This is a genomic window from Pseudomonas sp. 91RF, from assembly GCF_003576265.1.
GTDB classification, from domain to species: domain Bacteria; phylum Pseudomonadota; class Gammaproteobacteria; order Pseudomonadales; family Pseudomonadaceae; genus Aquipseudomonas; species Aquipseudomonas kribbensis.
In genome coordinates this window covers 166,659-182,604 of record NZ_QWFC01000014.1, presented here as the reverse complement: position 1 = coordinate 182,604, position 15,946 = coordinate 166,659, and the positions used below count along the sequence as shown (strand labels likewise).

The 15,946-nt window shown below is 60.8% G+C and carries 19 protein-coding genes and 1 pseudogene; 14 read left to right on the top strand and 6 right to left on the bottom strand.

All coding sequences use genetic code 11. The features are described from left to right. The first annotated feature begins 93 nt into the window (after window positions 1-93). Window positions 94-980: pseudogene (locus tag DXT77_RS04215) on the top strand (LysR family transcriptional regulator). Here DXT77_RS04215 and DXT77_RS04210 read toward each other — a convergent pair. Next, on the bottom strand, window positions 970-1,425 hold the full coding sequence (locus DXT77_RS04210; protein WP_119426726.1) for a flavodoxin: 456 nt from the start codon (window positions 1,423-1,425) through the stop codon (window positions 970-972). The pseudogene DXT77_RS04215 and the gene DXT77_RS04210 sit on opposite strands and share 11 nt — an antisense overlap. Window positions 1,426-1,578: 153 nt before the next feature. Here DXT77_RS04210 and DXT77_RS04205 point away from each other — a divergent pair, with 153 nt between their 5' ends. Both DXT77_RS04205 and DXT77_RS04200 read left to right on the top strand, forming a co-directional pair. Beyond that, window positions 1,579-2,055, top strand: coding sequence for a PAS domain-containing protein (locus DXT77_RS04205; protein ID WP_119426725.1), 477 nt, complete (start codon window positions 1,579-1,581; stop codon window positions 2,053-2,055). 54 nt (window positions 2,056-2,109) lie between these two features. Further along, entirely contained in the window at window positions 2,110-2,715 is a 606-nt protein-coding gene (locus DXT77_RS04200; protein ID WP_119426724.1) for a hypothetical protein, read from the top strand. Between the two features lie 3 nt (window positions 2,716-2,718). On the opposite strand, the gene DXT77_RS04195 is transcribed toward DXT77_RS04200, so the two are convergent. Beyond that, the gene (locus DXT77_RS04195) at window positions 2,719-3,678 is read right to left on the bottom strand and encodes a MerR family transcriptional regulator (RefSeq protein ID WP_119426763.1); all 960 of its coding nucleotides are present in this window, start codon (window positions 3,676-3,678) and stop codon (window positions 2,719-2,721) included. A gap of 212 nt (window positions 3,679-3,890) precedes the next feature. Here DXT77_RS04195 and DXT77_RS04190 point away from each other — a divergent pair, with 212 nt between their 5' ends. From DXT77_RS04190 to DXT77_RS04165, 6 genes are all read left to right on the top strand, one after another. Next, window positions 3,891-4,460, top strand: a complete 570-nt coding sequence (locus tag DXT77_RS04190) for an antibiotic biosynthesis monooxygenase (protein WP_119426723.1) — start codon at window positions 3,891-3,893, stop codon at window positions 4,458-4,460. A gap of 56 nt (window positions 4,461-4,516) precedes the next feature. After that, window positions 4,517-5,227 carry a dihydromonapterin reductase gene (folM, locus tag DXT77_RS04185; protein ID WP_119426722.1) on the top strand — a complete coding sequence of 237 codons (711 nt, stop codon included), beginning with the start codon at window positions 4,517-4,519 and terminating at the stop codon, window positions 5,225-5,227. 22 nt (window positions 5,228-5,249) lie between these two features. Next, on the top strand, window positions 5,250-5,810 hold the full coding sequence (gene folE, locus DXT77_RS04180; RefSeq protein ID WP_085711759.1) for a GTP cyclohydrolase I FolE: 561 nt from the start codon (window positions 5,250-5,252) through the stop codon (window positions 5,808-5,810). Next, a complete protein-coding gene (gene folX, locus DXT77_RS04175) occupies window positions 5,811-6,182 on the top strand; it encodes a dihydroneopterin triphosphate 2'-epimerase (RefSeq protein ID WP_090281808.1) in 372 nt (123 codons plus the stop codon). A 68-nt stretch (window positions 6,183-6,250) separates the two neighbouring features. After that, window positions 6,251-6,547 carry a DUF1244 domain-containing protein gene (locus DXT77_RS04170; protein ID WP_119426721.1) on the top strand — a complete coding sequence of 99 codons (297 nt, stop codon included), beginning with the start codon at window positions 6,251-6,253 and terminating at the stop codon, window positions 6,545-6,547. Continuing rightward, window positions 6,540-6,878, top strand: a complete 339-nt coding sequence (locus DXT77_RS04165) for a HopJ type III effector protein (RefSeq protein ID WP_119426720.1) — start codon at window positions 6,540-6,542, stop codon at window positions 6,876-6,878. The genes DXT77_RS04170 and DXT77_RS04165 overlap by 8 nt, the downstream gene beginning before the upstream one ends. Window positions 6,879-6,942: 64 nt before the next feature. Here the strand turns inward: DXT77_RS04165 and trxB are convergent, their stop codons facing one another. Continuing rightward, window positions 6,943-7,905 (bottom strand): thioredoxin-disulfide reductase, encoded by a 963-nt coding sequence (gene trxB / locus DXT77_RS04160; protein ID WP_119426719.1) that lies wholly within the window; start codon window positions 7,903-7,905, stop codon window positions 6,943-6,945. 312 nt (window positions 7,906-8,217) lie between these two features. On the opposite strand from trxB, the gene cysZ reads away from it, so the two are divergent. Together cysZ and DXT77_RS04145 are read left to right on the top strand one after the other, a co-directional pair. Next, on the top strand, window positions 8,218-8,970 hold the full coding sequence (cysZ, locus tag DXT77_RS04150) for a sulfate transporter CysZ (protein WP_119426718.1): 753 nt from the start codon (window positions 8,218-8,220) through the stop codon (window positions 8,968-8,970). A gap of 42 nt (window positions 8,971-9,012) precedes the next feature. Next, window positions 9,013-10,233 carry a glycosyltransferase family 1 protein gene (locus tag DXT77_RS04145; protein WP_119426717.1) on the top strand — a complete coding sequence of 407 codons (1,221 nt, stop codon included), beginning with the start codon at window positions 9,013-9,015 and terminating at the stop codon, window positions 10,231-10,233. On the opposite strand, the gene DXT77_RS04140 is transcribed toward DXT77_RS04145, so the two are convergent. From DXT77_RS04140 to DXT77_RS04130, 3 genes are all read right to left on the bottom strand, one after another. Beyond that, window positions 10,202-11,305, bottom strand: coding sequence for an NADH:flavin oxidoreductase (locus tag DXT77_RS04140; RefSeq protein ID WP_119426716.1), 1,104 nt, complete (start codon window positions 11,303-11,305; stop codon window positions 10,202-10,204). The two genes, DXT77_RS04145 and DXT77_RS04140, sit on opposite strands and share 32 nt — an antisense overlap. A 157-nt stretch (window positions 11,306-11,462) precedes the next feature. Beyond that, window positions 11,463-11,945, bottom strand: coding sequence for a glutathione peroxidase (locus tag DXT77_RS04135; protein WP_007959082.1), 483 nt, complete (start codon window positions 11,943-11,945; stop codon window positions 11,463-11,465). A 122-nt stretch (window positions 11,946-12,067) separates the two neighbouring features. After that, window positions 12,068-12,553 (bottom strand): peptidylprolyl isomerase, encoded by a 486-nt coding sequence (locus DXT77_RS04130; protein ID WP_085711766.1) that lies wholly within the window; start codon window positions 12,551-12,553, stop codon window positions 12,068-12,070. On the opposite strand from DXT77_RS04130, the gene DXT77_RS04125 reads away from it, so the two are divergent. The 3 genes from DXT77_RS04125 (at window position 12,522) to DXT77_RS04115 (ending at window position 15,919) form a co-directional block, all read left to right on the top strand. Then, window positions 12,522-12,848, top strand: a complete 327-nt coding sequence (locus DXT77_RS04125; RefSeq protein WP_085711877.1) for a DUF3565 domain-containing protein — start codon at window positions 12,522-12,524, stop codon at window positions 12,846-12,848. The two genes, DXT77_RS04130 and DXT77_RS04125, sit on opposite strands and share 32 nt — an antisense overlap. Before the next feature lie 61 nt (window positions 12,849-12,909). Next, entirely contained in the window at window positions 12,910-15,009 is a 2,100-nt protein-coding gene (pta, locus tag DXT77_RS04120) for a phosphate acetyltransferase (RefSeq protein WP_119426715.1), read from the top strand. 4 nt (window positions 15,010-15,013) lie between these two features. Next, complete coding sequence (locus DXT77_RS04115; protein WP_007959087.1) at window positions 15,014-15,919, top strand: acyltransferase; 906 nt, start codon at window positions 15,014-15,016, stop codon at window positions 15,917-15,919. Window positions 15,920-15,946: the final 27 nt, after the last annotated feature.

Here is a 15,946-nt window from a genome sequence, read left to right as displayed (position 1 = left end):
GTGGGCTCCTTTCAGGTGCCCATTTTACGAAGCCGACTGCCATCTCCGAAGCGAATTGTTAGACTCAAAGCCATTCCAATCTGGAATCAGGCCATGGAATTCAAACAGCTCAAAAGCTTCGTCGAAGTCATGCATCAGGGTGGTTTCACCCAGGCGGCGAAAACCCTGCACATCAGTCAGTCCGCCGTGAGCAAGCAGATCGCCCAGCTCGAACAGAGCCTCGGCACTCCGCTGCTCGATCGCCTGGGCTCGCAGTTGCGCCTGACCGCCGCCGGCAGCGTGGTGCTGCAACGGGCCGAAGGCATGCTGCGCTTGCGCGATGAATTGCTCACGGAACTGGATGATCTCAGTCATCTGGCACGGGGCGAGTTACGCCTCGGCTTGCCCTTGCTGGGCAGCGATGCGCTGTTCGCCGGGTTGTTCGCCGAATACCGACGGCGTTACCCGAACATCAGCGTGCAATTGCTCGAAGGCGGCAGTCGCCATATCGAACAAGCCGTGTTGAGCGGTGAACTGGAGTTGGGCGGCAGTCTGCTGCCGAAAGATCCGCAGTTCGATTTTCAGCCGTTCTGCGATGAACCGCTTGATGCGCTGCTGCCGGTGGATCACCCGTTGGCGACGAAAGGTGAAGTCGGTCTGGAGGAACTGGCCGACACGCCGTTCTGCTGTATCAGCGCAGTTTCGTGCTCAATGACCGTTTGCTTCAGGCGTGCCAGCAGATGGGCTTCACCCCGAAGGAAGGTGGCCGTAGCGGTCAGGCGGACTTTCTCGCGGCACTGGTGGCCGCCGGGCAAGGCGTGGTGCTGCTGCCCAGCGTGGTGGCCCGCGGGCTGGTGCGGCCAGGCGTGGTGCGCCTGACCTTGAACGCGCCGGACTACCTGCGCTGGGACATCGCCTTCATCTGGCGCCGGGGCGCCTATCTGTCGAAGGCTGCGCAGGCCTGGCTCGCGCTGCTGCGCGAACGCGGGATCAGCCTTTGAGCGTGGCGATCAACTGCTCGATCCATGGCTCTGCGTCGGTTTCCGGGGTGACGCTTTCGCTGGCGTCGATGCGCAGCATGTCCTGCACTTCACGCACGCCCAGCTCACCGAACAATTCACGCATCTGCTCGCCACCGCCGCAGAACGTGTCGCCGTAACTGGCGTCGCCCAAGGCGATCACCGCGCCAGGCAAACCGCGCCAGGCAGCCGGCAACTGGTCGCGAATGCTTGAATACAGCGGTTGCAGGTTGTCCGGCAACTCGCCCATGCCGGTGGTCGAAGTCACGGCGAGCAACGCCTCGGGGCCAAAGCCCTGGAGATCGGCAAGGCTGGCGCGCGAGTTGTAGAAGGTTTCAAAACCGGCGGCTTTCAGCAGGCTTTGCGCGTGGCGAGCGACTTCTTCGGCCGTGCCGTACACCGAGCCGGAGAGGATGGCGACTTTCATCAATCTGATCCTGAAACTGAAAAAAAGAGCGGCGATAGTAACAGCCACCGGCGCAATGTTGCGATTGGCTCTCGATAAGCGCTGATGGCCAGTAGACAGCGCCGATTGATCTTCTAGAATGCCAGCCACCGACAACCTTGAAGGGATTCAAAGATGATCAATGCCAGCCTGCTGCAGATGGTGATCAACGCGTCGAACGATGGAATCGTGGTGGCCGAGCGAGAAGGCAAGGAAGACAACATCCTGATTTACGTGAACCCGGCTTTCGAACGCCTGACGGGTTACACCAGTGAAGAGATCCTGTATCAGGATTGCCGTTTTCTGCAGGCCGGAGACCGGAACCAGGAAAATCTGCCGCTGATCCGCGAAGCTTTGCGCAGTAACGGTTCGTGTCGGGAAATCATCCGTAACTATCGCAAGGACGGCACGCCGTTCTGGAATGAGCTGTCGCTGTCGACGGTAAAAAACGCTGATGACGGACAGACTTACTTCGTCGGAGTGCAAAAGGACGTGACCGTGCAGGTCAAGGCACAGCAACGGGTTGCGCAGTTGGAAGCCCAGGTCGCGGCACTCGAAGCCGAGCTTGCTGCCCTGAAAGCGACGAACGGCGCAAACAAAACTACGAACTAAGTGTCATTAACTACAATCACCAATGACTTTGTAATTATTTATTTCGAGTTAGCCATGCAACGCGACGCCCTCCTGACCCAGGATGAGCTGGATTTCATCCAGACCATGCAACACAACCCGCAGCTCAATGTGCGGGATGCGACGTCGAGTCTGCTGGTCAATGGTGGTTCGCAGATCCGTGATCTGCTCACGCGCCTGGCGGCCCATGAGCAAGTCACCATCCAGGCCAACTTCGAAAACCAGCAGATGACCTTTCCGCTGCATCTGGTGGAAGACGAATTCCATGCCCTGCATTTGCGCCTGGGTGTGCCAAGCATTTATGAAGACGGGCCGATGGTTCGCCCATGGCGTCTGGCCCTTGTAGAACCGGTAGCGCTGGAGAATGCCAAGGGCCAACCGGGCATGCTCTGGGTCCACGAGGTTTCGCATAAAGGCGTGTTGCTGGAAGTGCGCAACAAGACCAAGCCACCGAAGCATTTCGCCCTGTGGTTCAGCCCTTCAGGCTATGAGCGGATTTCCCTGCGCGGCACTTTCGAACGGGAAACGGAGAGCGGTTTCTTCGCCTACGACCTGAGCCAGAGCGACGCCGACGAAACCGAGCGCCTGCGCCAGTTCATCCTTCAGCAACATCGCCTGACCCACCCTGCCCTGCACACCTGAACCTCAGGTATCCAGCGTCCCCGCGAGAAACTGGTTCAAGCGCTGGCGCATGGTTGACCCTTCATTGCCCAGACAGCCCACCGATGATCCGGCCAGGCTGTCCTGCGCCAGATCCGACGCATCGCCCGCCAGCATCAGCTGACAATCCAGGCTCAGGGCCAGGCGGTTCAGACGCCGGGGCAATTCGACAGTCGGAGCGTGATTGGAAAACAGCACCAGCGCCTGGGGTTTGATCTTTTCGCAAACCAGTGTCAGCTCATCGAACGGCTGGCCGGTGGTCAACACCCGAACGCCTGCATCGTTGCCACTGAGAAACAGTGCCGCCACCAGCAGCTCGAGCTCGCGGCATTGCCCGGCCAGGGCACTGACAATCACCTTGCGCGGATGCGAGCCACGCAACACAACGATGCGCTGCAGTACCCGCGCCCTCAGGAAACCGTCGAGGAACAGCCACTCGCTGGTTTGCCCGAATGAGTCCTGGCGCTGCAACAGCTGCAGCCACAGCGGCATCAGGATGTCCTGGAACACCACAGGCAGCGTGTAGGAAGAGAAAATCTGCCCGTAGACCCGATCCAGTTCCTGGTCATCGAACGAACTGACCGCTCGCTGAACCTGCTCCTGCCATTGCAGGTAGTCGGCCTGCACCAGGTCATCGGTAATGATGTGTGCCAACGCCTTCATCGGCTCGGTCTTGGCGAGGATCCTGCCGACCTTGCTCACAGAGACACCACGATCGATCCAGTCAACGATGCTGCGAACGCGCTCGATATCGGTCATCGAATACAACCGGTGCCCACTTTCGGTGCGTGTCGGCTGGATCAGACCATAACGCCGCTCCCATGCACGCAGCGTGACCGGATTGACGCCGGTCAGCCGTGCCACCTCGCGTATGGGGAAAAGCTCCTCGCGCTCAAGCGCAACAGAGGCCTGCGAGGCAAGGCGAACGTCAGTAATGACAGGCATGTGTGCGGACACGTCCTTGTTGGCGTAGTTGGATCCCATTCTACCTCTGAAGCCCCATTCCGATTCAAGCGATGAAATGGGACGAACGTCTCTGGTTTCGTCACAATAATCAGGAATAATCCTTGCTTGTCGAAAGCGCAGCCCTCTACCCCGGTGCTGCGTCAGGCGAAGTTCCTACCCGGAGCGACGCATATGCAATTCGGAGATACACAATGTCTACTTCCCCCGTCACGCTGATGGTCGCACGTCGTGTTGCTGCAGGTCGCTATCAGGAAATGATGGCCTGGCTGCGCGAAGGTGAACAACTGGCCACCGATTTCCCCGGTTATCTCGGTTCCGGCGTCCTGGCGCCGCCTCCCGGCGATAACGAGTTCCAGATCATTTTCCGCTTTGTCGACGAACAGACCCTGCATGCCTGGGAGCACTCTGCATCGCGCACCGCGTGGCTGTCCCGTGGCAGTGATCTGTTCGCCCATCCGAAGGAGCATCGGGTCAGCGGCATCGAAGGCTGGTTTGGCGCAGCAGGCGTCCGCCCACCGCGCTGGAAACAGGCCGTAGCCATCTGGCTGGCGTTCTTTCCGGTGTCGCTGCTGTTCAACTTCGTGCTGGGCCCGCTGCTCGGTGAGATGAGCCTGTTGCCCCGCGTATTCATCAGCACGCTGTGCCTGACACCGTTGATGGTCTATTTCTTCATCCCGCTGTCGACACGTCTGCTGACCGGCTGGCTCAACGGCGCCCCGGCCCGCCCATTGCCCGGTGCGGCGCCCGCGCAAAATCGCTGAAACCATCGCTCGCGTCGCTGTTATAGTTTTTACACTGACCTCGACGCGAGCCGTTCATGACCCTTTCCACAGCCCCCATTCTCATCACTGGCGCCGGCCAGCGCGTCGGGCTGCATTGCGCGCAGCGACTGCTGGAAGACGGCCACCGGGTCCTCTTCACCTACCGCAGCGAACGTGCGGGGGTGAAAATGTTAAGGGATCTGGGGGCCATTGGCGTATTCGCGGACTTTTCCAGCGAGATCTCGATCCTCGCTTTCATCGCTGAACTGAAGACCCACACCGACAGCCTGCGGGCCATCGTGCACAACGCCTCCGAATGGCTGGCGGAAAACGGCGACGGTGAAGCCGAAGCCTTCACCCGCATGTACAACATCCACATGCTGGCGCCGTACCTGATCAACCTGCATTGCGCTGATCTGCTGCAACGGTCGAGCCCCGCCGACATCATCCACATCAGCGACGACGTCACGCGCAAGGGCAGCAGCAAACACATCGGATACTGCGCCAGCAAGGCCGGGCTCGACAGCCTCACGCTGTCCTTTGCCGCGCGCTACGCGCCGTCAATCAAGGTCAACGGCATTGCACCGGCCCTGCTATTGTTCAATCCCGACGACGACGCAGCATACCGTGCCAAGGCGCTGGCCAAGTCCGCGCTGGGTATCGAGCCGGGCAGCGAAGTGATCTATCAGAGCCTGCGTTATCTGCTCGACAACCCTTATGTCACCGGCACCACCCTGACCGTCAACGGCGGGCGGCACGTCAAGTAATACGCCCCCGCGAGGATGCTCCATGACCCGTTCCCTGCCCGAAAACTACCGCGAGATACTGATCGGCCTTGGTGAAGATCCTGACCGAGAAGGCTTGCTCGACACACCGGTGCGCGCGGCCAAGGCCATGCAGTATCTGTGTCACGGCTATGAACAGAGCGTCGACGAGATCGTCAATGGTGCGTTGTTCGCGTCCGACAGCGACGAGATGATCATCGTCGCCGACATCGAGCTGTACTCGTTGTGCGAACATCACCTGCTGCCCTTCATCGGCAAGGCCCATGTGGCTTATATTCCGACGGGCAAGGTGCTGGGGCTGTCGAAGATCGCGCGACTGGTGGACATGTTCGCCCGCCGCCTGCAGATCCAGGAAAACCTCACCCGCCAGATCGCCGAAGCGGTCCAGCAAGTCACCGATGCCGCCGGTGTCGCGGTGGTCATCGAAGCCCGACACATGTGCATGATGATGCGCGGTGTCGAGAAACAGAATTCGACCATGAACACCTCGGTCATGCTCGGCGCCTTCCGCGAGTCGAGCAACACCCGCCAGGAGTTCCTGCAATTGATTGGACGGAGCAAGTAAATGCCACAACTTCAACCGGGAATGGCGCGCATCCGGGTCAAGGATCTGCGCTTGCGCACCTTTATCGGGATCAACGAGGACGAAATCCTCAACAAGCAGGATGTGCTGATCAACCTGACCATCCTGTACGCCGCACAGGAAGCGGTACGAGACAACGACATCGACCACGCGCTGAACTACCGCACCATCACCAAGGCGATCATCGCCCACGTGGAGGGCAACCGTTTCGCACTGCTCGAACGCCTGACCCAGGAGCTGCTGGATCTGGTGATGACCAACGAATCGGTGCTGTACGCCGAGGTCGAAGTCGACAAGCCGCACGCGTTGCGTTTTGCCGAGTCGGTGTCGATCACCCTCGCCGCCAGCCGCTGAGTGCGTCTGGCGCTCCGGGCGTCAGACTTTTATCATCCGCGCCACGATTTGACTGCACAGAGCCCATCATGACCGAGCAACAACGCCTCGAACTCGAAGCCGCCGCCTTCCGCCGGCTGGTCACCCACCTGGACAGCCGCAAGGATGTGCAGAACATCGACCTGATGAACCTCTCCGGGTTCTGCCGCAATTGCCTGTCGAAGTGGTACAAGGCCGCCGCCGACGAGCGCCAGATCGACGTCAGCCTCGACGATGCCCGGGAAGTGGTTTACGGCATGCCGTACGCCGAGTGGAAAGCCCAATATCAGCAAGAAGCAAGCGCCGAACAACAAGCGGCGTTCGCCAAAGGAAAACCCAATGAGTGATCTGAACACCCTGCGCGCCAGCCTCAAGAGCGGCGAACACGTTTTTGCCGACACCCTGGCGTTCATCGCCGCCGGTTACGACTACCAGCCTCAGGCGTTCAACAACGGCGGCGTGGAAAACGCCGCCGGGCAGAACGAAGGTTCGTGCAAGACTCTGGGTCTGGCGCTGCTGGAAGGCTTGAGCGATGAAGAAGCGCTGCTGGCGTTCGGCGAACACTACCGTTCGGTCGTGGCAACGCCTGAAGGCAGCGATCACGGCAATATCCGTGCGCTGATCAACCACGGTCTGGCCAGTGTGAAGTTCGACGCGCAGCCGCTGACCCGCCGCTGATTCCCGAGCGAATCGCAGGTACAAAAAAACCGGCCAATTGGCCGGTTTTTTTATGTCTGCGATCTTAGAACGAAGCGTTCTGCAGATCGTCCAGGTAACGCTCGGTGTCCAGTGCCGCCATGCAGCCGGCGCCGGCCGAGGTGATGGCCTGACGGTAAACGTGGTCGGCCACGTCACCGGCGGCGAAGATGCCTTCGACGCTGGTCGCGGTGGCGTTGCCTTCACGGCCGCCCTGAACGACGAGGTAGCCGTCTTTCAGCTCCAGCTGACCTTCGAACAGCGAGGTGTTCGGGGTGTGGCCGATCGCGATGAACACGCCGTCGACCTTGATTTCGTCGAAGCTGCCGTCGTTGTTCTTCAGACGCGCACCGGTCACGCCCATCTTGTCGCCCAGCACTTCGTCCAGGGTTGCGTTCAGTTTCAGCTCGATCTTGCCTTCGGCCACACGGGCGTTGAGCTTGTCGATCAGGATCTTCTCGGCGCGGAAGGTTTCGCGACGGTGGATCAGGGTGACCTTGCTGGCGATGTTGGCCAGGTACAGGGCTTCTTCGACAGCGGTGTTGCCGCCACCGACCACGGCAACCGGCTTGTTGCGATAGAAGAAACCGTCGCAGGTCGCGCAGGCCGAAACGCCTTTGCCCATGAACGCCTCTTCCGACGGCAGGCCCAGGTAACGAGCGCTGGCGCCGGTGGCGATGATCAGGGCGTCGCAGGTGTAGGTGCCGCTGTCGCCGGTCAGGCTGTACGGTTTGGAAGCGAAGTCCACGGCGTTGATGTGATCGAAGACGATCTCGGTTTCAAAACGCTCGGCGTGCTCGCGCATGCGCTCCATCAGCACCGGACCGGTCAGGCCGTGGACGTCGCCCGGCCAGTTGTCGACTTCGGTGGTGGTGGTCAGTTGACCGCCGGCCTGCATGCCGGTGATCAGCAGCGGCTTGAGGTTGGCACGGGCAGCGTAGACAGCAGCGCTGTAACCGGCAGGGCCGGAACCGAGAATGATCACTCGCGAATGACGGACTTCAGACATGAACCTGTCTCCTGTTGACCGGCCGATACATCAGGCGCGGACGCCGGACTGCCGGCGAGAATAAAAAAGGACTGTGGATAACCTTGGGGAAGGCGTGAGCTCGACAGTCCTGTAAAAAGTTGGGTGCAGCGTATCGAGGGGGGCAAGATTAAGGAAATACGGTTTAACAATCCAGCTCATAGGTGGTCTCTATGCCGACACACTGACGAGATGGACGTCTTTGTTACAGTGAATGTCGATCCCGCTGCCGCGCTTTCACAGCTTATGCAAAGTCGGTAAGGTCGGCGCGTTTTCCCTTGCTCGGAGCACCCTATGCCCGCCCCTGTTCTCTCCGGCCCGCAATACCTGCGCGAAGGCCTGAAACTGGTCCTCAGTCCTGGCCTGCGCCTGTTCGTGCTGCTGCCACTGGCGATCAACCTGGTGCTGTTCGTCGGATTGATCTATTTCGCCGGACACCAGTTCAGCCTGTGGGTCGATTCCCTGATGCCGTCGCTCCCCGACTGGCTGAGTTTCCTGAGCTACATCCTGTGGCCGCTGTTCGTGGTGCTGGTGGCGTTGATGGTGTTCTTCACTTTCACCATGCTGGCTAACGTGATCGCGGCGCCGTTCAACGGTTTTCTCGCGGAAAAAGTCGAAGTCGTGGTGCGCGGCACCGACGACTTCCCGGCCTTCAGTTGGGGTGAACTGATCGCGATGATCCCGCGCACCCTCGCCCGTGAAATGCGCAAACTGGGCTACTTCCTGCCCCGGGCCATCGGCCTGTTCATCCTGTCGTTCATCCCGATGGTAAACATTATCGCTGCGCCGCTGTGGCTGCTATTCGGCGTATGGATGATGGCGATCCAGTACATCGACTACCCGGCGGACAACCATAAACTGGGCTGGAGCGAGATGCTCGCCTGGCTGCGCCAGAAACGCTGGCAGAGCATGAGCTTCGGCGGGATCGTCTATCTGGCGTTGCTGATCCCGGTGGTGAACATCCTGATGATGCCCGCTGCCGTGGCCGGGGCGACCTTGTTCTGGGTGCGCGAGCGCGGTGCCGAAAACCTCGTGACACAACGCTGAGCGCACGTCACAAATCCATCATCCGAACGTCACAAGCGCGACATGGCCTCAGCCGACACTGAGGCCATGACGACAGCTCTACACATCACCCTGATCAGCGAAACCTTCCCACCGGAAATCAACGGCGTGGCCAATACCCTTGGCCGCTTGTGCGACGGTTTACGCGCGCGCGGGCATCGGGTAGAGCTGGTGCGGCCGCGTCAGGGTGACGATCCGCAGCGTAGTGAAGACGACGCGCTGTTGTTGTGCCGGGGCTGGCCGCTGCCGGGTTATCCGGGGTTGCAGTGGGGTCAGTCGTCGATGCACAAGTTGCTGCGGCGCTGGACACGCCAGCGCCCGGACGTGCTGTACATCGCCACCGAAGGCCCGCTCGGGCTGTCGGCACTGCGCGCGGCGCGTCGTCTGGGCATCGCCGTGGTCAGCGGCTTCCACACCAATTTCCAGCAGTACACCAATCAGTACGGTCTCGGCCTGCTGACGCGTTTGCTGACGCATTATCTGCGCTGGTTCCACAATCGTTCGGCGCTGACCCTGGTGCCGAGCGTCAGCCAGCGACTGGAACTGGAACGGCGGCATTTCGATCGTCTGGCGCTGCTGTCACGAGGGGTCGACAGTCAGTTGTTCCACCCGACCAAACGCCTGAACGCCTTGCGTGAGCAATGGGGATTGAGTGAGCAGGACATCGCCGTGATTCACGTAGGACGCCTGGCGCCGGAAAAAAATCTTGGTCTGCTCAAACGCTGCTTCGACAAGCTCGCCAGCGCGTACCCGCAACGCAATCTGAAACTGATCATCGTCGGCGACGGGCCGCAACGGGTGGCCCTGGAAAAGGAATTGCCCGACGCGATTTTCTGCGGCTCCCAACGCGGCGAAGCATTGGCGGCGCATTACGCGTCCGGCGATCTGTTCCTGTTTCCGAGCATGACCGAAACCTTCGGCAACGTCGTTCTGGAAGCTCTGGCATCAGGTCTTGGCGTGGTGGCCTACGATCAGGCGGCCGCTGCGCAGCACATTCGCCACGGCTACAACGGCGTGTTGGCAATGCCAGGGGATGAAGAAGCGTTTTGCGATGCAGCGCAGTGGCTGCTGGAAGAGGATGAGACCTTGCGCTGCGTCAGATTGAATGCCCGCCAGCATGCCAGTCGTCAAGGCTGGGCGGCGATCATCGAGCAGTTTGAACACCATTTGCAGGGAGCTTGCCGCGACCTGCGCGACAAGCCCCCCACTGCAATCAAACCAGCGTCATCAACGCCTCACGGCTGAACGGCAGAATGTCCTGCTCGCGGCCTTCGCGCACTTTCTGCGCCCAGTCCGGATCCACCAGCAGCGCACGGCCCACGGCCACCAGATCGAACTCATCATTGTTCAGACGCTCCAGCAGCTTTTCCAGACTGGCCGGTTGCGCCACCTTGTCGGTGTTGACCATGAACTGCAGGAATTCGCCATCGAGGCCGACGCTGCCGACGGTGATGGTCGGTTTGCCGGTCAGCTTGCGGGTCCAGCCCGCCAGGTTCAGTTCGGAACCGTCGAATTCCGGATCCCAGAAGCGGCGTGTCGAGCAGTGGAAAATATCCACGCCCGCGTCGGACAGCGGTTTGAGGAACTCGCCCAGCGCCTCCGGGGTTTGCACCAGGCGCGCGGTGTAGTCCTGCTGCTTCCACTGCGAGAAGCGGAAGATGATCGGGAAACCTTCGCCTACGGCAGCGCGCACGGCCTGGATCAGCTCGATGGCGAAACGCGACCGGTTGGCCAGACTGCCGCCGTATTCGTCGGTGCGCTGGTTGCTGCCTTCCCAGAAGAACTGGTCGATCAGGTAACCGTGGGCGCCGTGGATTTCCACGCCGTCCATGCCGATGCTCTTGGCATCTTTGGCGGCCTGGGCGAAGGCCGCGATCACGTCCCGGATGTCTTGCTTGGTCATACCGTGCACCACGACCTGACCGTCCTTGAGTTTCTCGGTCGGGCCATAACCCGGGACGCTGGCATCCGGCTCGGTACCGATACGACGAACGCTGCCGACGTGCCACAGTTGCGGGACAATCTTGCCGCCCTCAGCGTGCACCGCGTCGACGACTTTCTTCCAGCCGGCCAGTGCCGCTTCGCCGAAGAACTGCGGCACATTCGGGTAGCCGTTGGAGGCCTGGTGGCCGACGGTGGTGCCCTCGGTGATGATCAGGCCGACACCGGCCGCCGCACGACGACGGTAGTACTCGATCACTTTGGAGTTGGGCACGCCACCCGGAGAGAACGAACGGGTCATCGGCGCCATGACCACGCGGGTCGGCAGTTCGAGGGCACCGAGCTGGAACGGTTTGAACAAGGCTTGAACAGGCATGGGAGGCTCCACGAAAAATTGATCGGCGGGCATTGAATTCATATGACGGCGATAATATGCGCAGTTCCAACAGTGTCATAGCACTATTGATCTGAATGATTAAGGGTCAAAAGGCAGGCAAAAAAAATCGCAGCTCGATGGCTGCGATTTTCGCGTTTCAGCTCAGGGCTTTTTCAATCGCCGTGATCACCGAAGGATCATCCGGCGCCGTGCGCGGCGAGAAACGCGCCAGTACGCGACCGTCCTTGCCGAGCAGGAATTTCTCGAAATTCCAGGTGATGTCGCCGGGAAACTCGGCGCCCTCGCCCGCCAGCAGACGGTAGAGCTGATGACGATCGTGGCCGTTGACCTCGAGCTTTTTCGACAACGGAAAACTCACGCCATAGTTGAGGCTGCAGAATTCCTGAATCTCCTGCTCGCTGCCCGGTTCCTGACCGGCAAACTGGTTGCACGGCAGGCCCAGCACGCTGAAGCCTTTGCCCTTGTATTGCTGATAGAGGTTTTCCAGCGCCGCGTACTGTGGGGTCAAGCCGCATTTGGAGGCGACGTTGACCACCAGCACGACTTGGCCCTTGAAGGGTGCCAGCGGTAGCTCCTGACCATCCAGGGCTGTCAACTTAAGGTCGTGAAAAGCACTCATGACGAACTCCAGATTCCCGTGTTCTACTCGAAACAGCCACTTGGAGAGACTACCAAGGACAGCCGCGGACTAAAAAGGCGCCCTCGGGCGCCTCTCCAGTTCTCTGAGCTTAGCGCAGAAAATCAGTGGTGATGGCCACCTTCGCCATGGACGTGACCATGAGCGACTTCTTCCTGGCTGGCGTCACGGATGGCAACGACCTTCACTTTGAAGTTCAGGCGCTGACCGGCCAGCGGGTGGTTGCCGTCGACAGTGACGTCGTCGCCGTCCAGGTCACGGATGGTGACGATCTGCATCTGGCCGTCCGGCGCCGAAGCGTGGAACTGCATGCCGACTTCCAGCTCGTCGACGCCTTCGAACATGCTGCGGCTCAGGGTGCTGACCAGTTCGGCCGAGTACTCGCCGTAGGCATCTTCCGGCTCGACGGAAACTTCCAGCTCGTTGCCGACTTCTTTGCCTTCCAGGGCTTTTTCCAGGCCCGGGATGATGTTGCCTGCGCCATGCAGGTAAACCAGCGGAGCGCCGCCGGCGGAGCTGTCGATGACCTCACCAGCGTCGTTGGTCAGGGTATAGTCGATGGAGACAGCCTTATTGGCGGCGATCAGCATGGGGCGAGACCTTTTGCATAAGAATATAGAAAGGCCAAGTTTAGCGAAGCAATCGCTCGAAAGCGAACACAACCCTGACAAACGGGATTCGACGATCACAGGCTTCCATCAGGACGAGGACGGTCACTGGGTGGCCGAGCTCTCCTGCGGCCACACCCAGCATCTGCGCCACCAGCCGCCGTGGCAGTCGCGGGCATGGGTGCTGGATGCAACGCAACGTATTGAAAAAATAGGCCAACCCTTTGCTTGCGGTTGGTGCGCTCAAGGCGCGGTTAGCGCTAACCTTGACGCCTGAAAAACCGGTGGAAGGCCAGCCATAGGCCCACGCCCTTGCCATGCACCCTTAGAGAATCCGCATGCAAACTTTTTTTATCGCGCCCACCGATTTTGGTGTGGGTCTGACCTCCATCAGCCTCGGGCTGGTGCGGACGCTGGAACGGGCCGGGCTGAAAGTCGGCTTCTTCAAACCGATTGCCCAGCCGCATCCGGGTGATACCGGCCCTGAGCGTTCCACCGAACTGGTGGCCCGCACCCATGGCCTGAAACCGCCGCAGCCACTGGGTCTGGCTCACGTCGAGCGGATGCTTGGCGACGGTCAGCTCGACGAGTTGCTCGAAGAAATCATCGCGCTCTACCAGCAGGCCGCCATCGGCAAGGACGTGCTGGTCGTCGAAGGTATGGTGCCGACTCGCAGCGCCAGCTATGCCGCGCGGGTCAACCTGCACCTGGCCAAGAGCCTGGATGCCGAGGTGATCCTGGTTTCGGCGCCGGAAAACGAAGTACTCACCGAACTGTCCGGCCGCGTCGAGTTGCAGGCGCAACTGTTCGGCGGACCGAAAGACCCGAAAGTCCTCGGCGTGATCCTCAACAAGGTCAAGACCGACGAAAGCATGGACGCCTTCGCAGCGCGCCTGAAAGAGCATTCGCCGTTGCTGCGCAGCGGTGATTTCCGCCTGCTCGGCTGCATTCCGTTCCAGCCGGAACTCAACGCCCCACGCACCCGCGACGTCGCCGACCTGATGGGCGCCCAGGTGCTCAACGCCGGCGACTACGAAACCCGGCGCATGACCAGGACCATCATTTGCGCGCGCACCATGCGCAACACCGTGGATCTGCTCAAGCCCGGCGTGCTGGTGGTGACCCCCGGCGACCGCGACGACATCATCCTCGCCGTCAGCCTCGCCGCGATCAACGGCGTACCGCTGGCCGGCTTGCTGCTGACCAGCGACACCCTGCCGGATCCACGCATCATGGACCTGTGCCGTGGCGCATTGCAGGCCGGTCTGCCGGTGTTGTCGGTGAGCACCGGCTCCTATGACACCGCCAACCTGCTCAACGGCCTGAACAAGGAAATCCCCGTCGATGACCGCGAACGCGCGGAGATCATCACCGATTTCGTCGCCAGTCATCTGGATGCCAAGTGGTTGCATCAGCGCTGCGGCACGCCGCGGGAAATGCGCCTGTCGCCGGCCGTATTCCGTTATCAATTGATTCAACGCGCGCAGGCCGCCAACAAGCGCATCGTCTTGCCCGAAGGCAGCGAACCGTTCACCGTGCAAGCGGCGGCGATCTGTCAGGAACGCGGAATCGCCCGTTGTGTGTTGCTGGCCAAACCGGCAGACGTCGAAGCCGTCGCCCGGGCCCAGGGCATCGTGTTGCCGCCGGGGCTGGAAATCCTCGATCCGGATCTGATTCGCGAGCGCTACGTCGAACCGATGGTGGCCTTGCGCAAGAGCAAGAGTCTCAACGCGCCGATGGCCGAGCAGCAGCTGGAAGACACCGTTGTGATCGGCACCATGATGCTGGCGCTGGATGAGGTCGACGGGCTGGTTTCCGGCGTCATCAACACCACCGCCAACACCATCCGCCCGGCCCTGCAATTGATCAAGACGGCGCCGGGCTGCACCCTGGTGTCGTCGGTGTTCTTCATGCTGTTCCCCGAAGAAGTGCTGGTCTATGGCGACTGCGTGATGAACCCGCACCCGAGCGCCGCCGAGCTGGCGGAGATTGCCCTGCAAAGCGCCGATTCGGCCGCCGCGTTCGGCATCACTCCGCGCGTGGCGATGATCAGCTACTCCAGCGGTGAATCCGCCACCGGCGAAGAAGTCGAGAAAGTCCGCGAAGCCACCCTGCTCGCCCACGAACAACAGCACTCGCTGCTGATCGACGGGCCATTGCAGTACGACGCCGCCGCCAACGAAACCGTGGCCCGGCAACTGGCGCCGAACAGCCAGGTCGCCGGCCGCGCCACGGTGTTCGTGTTCCCCGACCTGAACACCGGCAACACCACCCACAAAGCCGTGCAACGCAGCGCCGATTGCGTGAGCCTCGGCCCGATGCTGCAAGGCCTGCGCAAACCGGTGAACGACCTGCCGCGCGGCGCGCAGGTCGACGACATCGTCTACACCATTGCCCTGACTGCGATTCAGGCTGCCAACCGACCTCTGGATATCTGACCCGATGCTGGCTTTTCTCCCTGCCACCCTGCGCGGCGTGATCGCCGCGCTGCTGCTGGCGCTGAACACGATCCTGCTGTGCTCGTTCCTGTTTCTGGTCGCGCTGATCAAAGTGCTGCCGTTCGACCTCGCACGCCGCGCCTCGCGCTGGCTGATGAGCCACACCCACGAAGCCTGGATCAGCAACAACAAAGGCTGGATGAACCTGGTACGCCGCACCCGCTGGCACCTCAGCGGGCTGCAAGGCCTGGACTATCAACACTCGTACCTGATCACCAGCAACCATCAGAGCTGGGTCGACATCCTGGTGCTGCAATACGTGCTCAACCGTCGTATCCAGCCGCTGAAGTTCTTCCTAAAGCAGGAACTGATCTGGGTCCCGGTGATCGGCCTGGCATGGTGGACGCTGGGCTTTCCGTTCATGAAACGCTACTCGAAAGCCTACCTGGAGAAGCACCCGGAAAAGAAAGGCAAAGACCTGGAAACCACTCGCAAGACCTGCGCGAAATTCCGCGACAACCCGGTGGGCATCTTCAACTTTGTCGAGGGCACACGCTTCACCGAAGGCAAGCACGCACAGCAGCAATCGCCGTTCAAATACCTGCTCAAGCCCAAAGCCGGCGGCATCGCATTCGTGCTGGATGCGATGGGTGAACAACTGGAATCGATCGTCAACGTGACCATCCACTACCCGGGTGGACGTCCAGGCTTCTGGGACCTGCTGTGCGGCAACGTGCGGGACGTGGTGGTGCATTTTGAAGAACTGAAAATCCCGCCGCAGTTCATCGGCAAGAACTACGACCAGGACGGCGAATACCGCCTGCAATTCCAGGGCTGGATCAACCAGCTGTGGCAGGACAAGGATGCGTTGCTGGAGCAGATGCATCGCGAGTATCCGAACCAACGCTGATTACCCTGAAAGAGCCACGACAGAAAC

What these genes read in the sequence shown, in the direction of transcription:
- DXT77_RS04145 (WP_119426717.1), top strand. Translation starts at nt 9,013, where the DNA reads ATGGCCTCAGCCGACACTGAGGCCATGACGACAGCTCTACACATCACC.
- DXT77_RS04200 (WP_119426724.1), top strand. Translation starts at nt 2,110, where the DNA reads ATGCAACGCGACGCCCTCCTGACCCAGGATGAGCTGGATTTCATCCAG.
- DXT77_RS04165 (WP_119426720.1), top strand. Translation starts at nt 6,540, where the DNA reads ATGAGTGATCTGAACACCCTGCGCGCCAGCCTCAAGAGCGGCGAACAC.
- pta (WP_119426715.1), top strand. Translation starts at nt 12,910, where the DNA reads ATGCAAACTTTTTTTATCGCGCCCACCGATTTTGGTGTGGGTCTGACC.
- DXT77_RS04210 (WP_119426726.1), bottom strand. Translation starts at nt 1,425, where the DNA reads ATGAAAGTCGCCATCCTCTCCGGCTCGGTGTACGGCACGGCCGAAGAA.
- DXT77_RS04125 (WP_085711877.1), top strand. Translation starts at nt 12,522, where the DNA reads ATGGAGACAGCCTTATTGGCGGCGATCAGCATGGGGCGAGACCTTTTG.
- DXT77_RS04170 (WP_119426721.1), top strand. Translation starts at nt 6,251, where the DNA reads ATGACCGAGCAACAACGCCTCGAACTCGAAGCCGCCGCCTTCCGCCGG.
- folM (WP_119426722.1), top strand. Translation starts at nt 4,517, where the DNA reads ATGACCCTTTCCACAGCCCCCATTCTCATCACTGGCGCCGGCCAGCGC.
- DXT77_RS04195 (WP_119426763.1), bottom strand. Translation starts at nt 3,678, where the DNA reads ATGCCTGTCATTACTGACGTTCGCCTTGCCTCGCAGGCCTCTGTTGCG.
- folE (WP_085711759.1), top strand. Translation starts at nt 5,250, where the DNA reads ATGACCCGTTCCCTGCCCGAAAACTACCGCGAGATACTGATCGGCCTT.
- DXT77_RS04135 (WP_007959082.1), bottom strand. Translation starts at nt 11,945, where the DNA reads ATGAGTGCTTTTCACGACCTTAAGTTGACAGCCCTGGATGGTCAGGAG.
- DXT77_RS04190 (WP_119426723.1), top strand. Translation starts at nt 3,891, where the DNA reads ATGTCTACTTCCCCCGTCACGCTGATGGTCGCACGTCGTGTTGCTGCA.
- trxB (WP_119426719.1), bottom strand. Translation starts at nt 7,905, where the DNA reads ATGTCTGAAGTCCGTCATTCGCGAGTGATCATTCTCGGTTCCGGCCCT.
- DXT77_RS04115 (WP_007959087.1), top strand. Translation starts at nt 15,014, where the DNA reads ATGCTGGCTTTTCTCCCTGCCACCCTGCGCGGCGTGATCGCCGCGCTG.
- DXT77_RS04140 (WP_119426716.1), bottom strand. Translation starts at nt 11,305, where the DNA reads ATGCCTGTTCAAGCCTTGTTCAAACCGTTCCAGCTCGGTGCCCTCGAA.
- DXT77_RS04130 (WP_085711766.1), bottom strand. Translation starts at nt 12,553, where the DNA reads ATGCTGATCGCCGCCAATAAGGCTGTCTCCATCGACTATACCCTGACC.
- cysZ (WP_119426718.1), top strand. Translation starts at nt 8,218, where the DNA reads ATGCCCGCCCCTGTTCTCTCCGGCCCGCAATACCTGCGCGAAGGCCTG.
- DXT77_RS04205 (WP_119426725.1), top strand. Translation starts at nt 1,579, where the DNA reads ATGATCAATGCCAGCCTGCTGCAGATGGTGATCAACGCGTCGAACGAT.
- folX (WP_090281808.1), top strand. Translation starts at nt 5,811, where the DNA reads ATGCCACAACTTCAACCGGGAATGGCGCGCATCCGGGTCAAGGATCTG.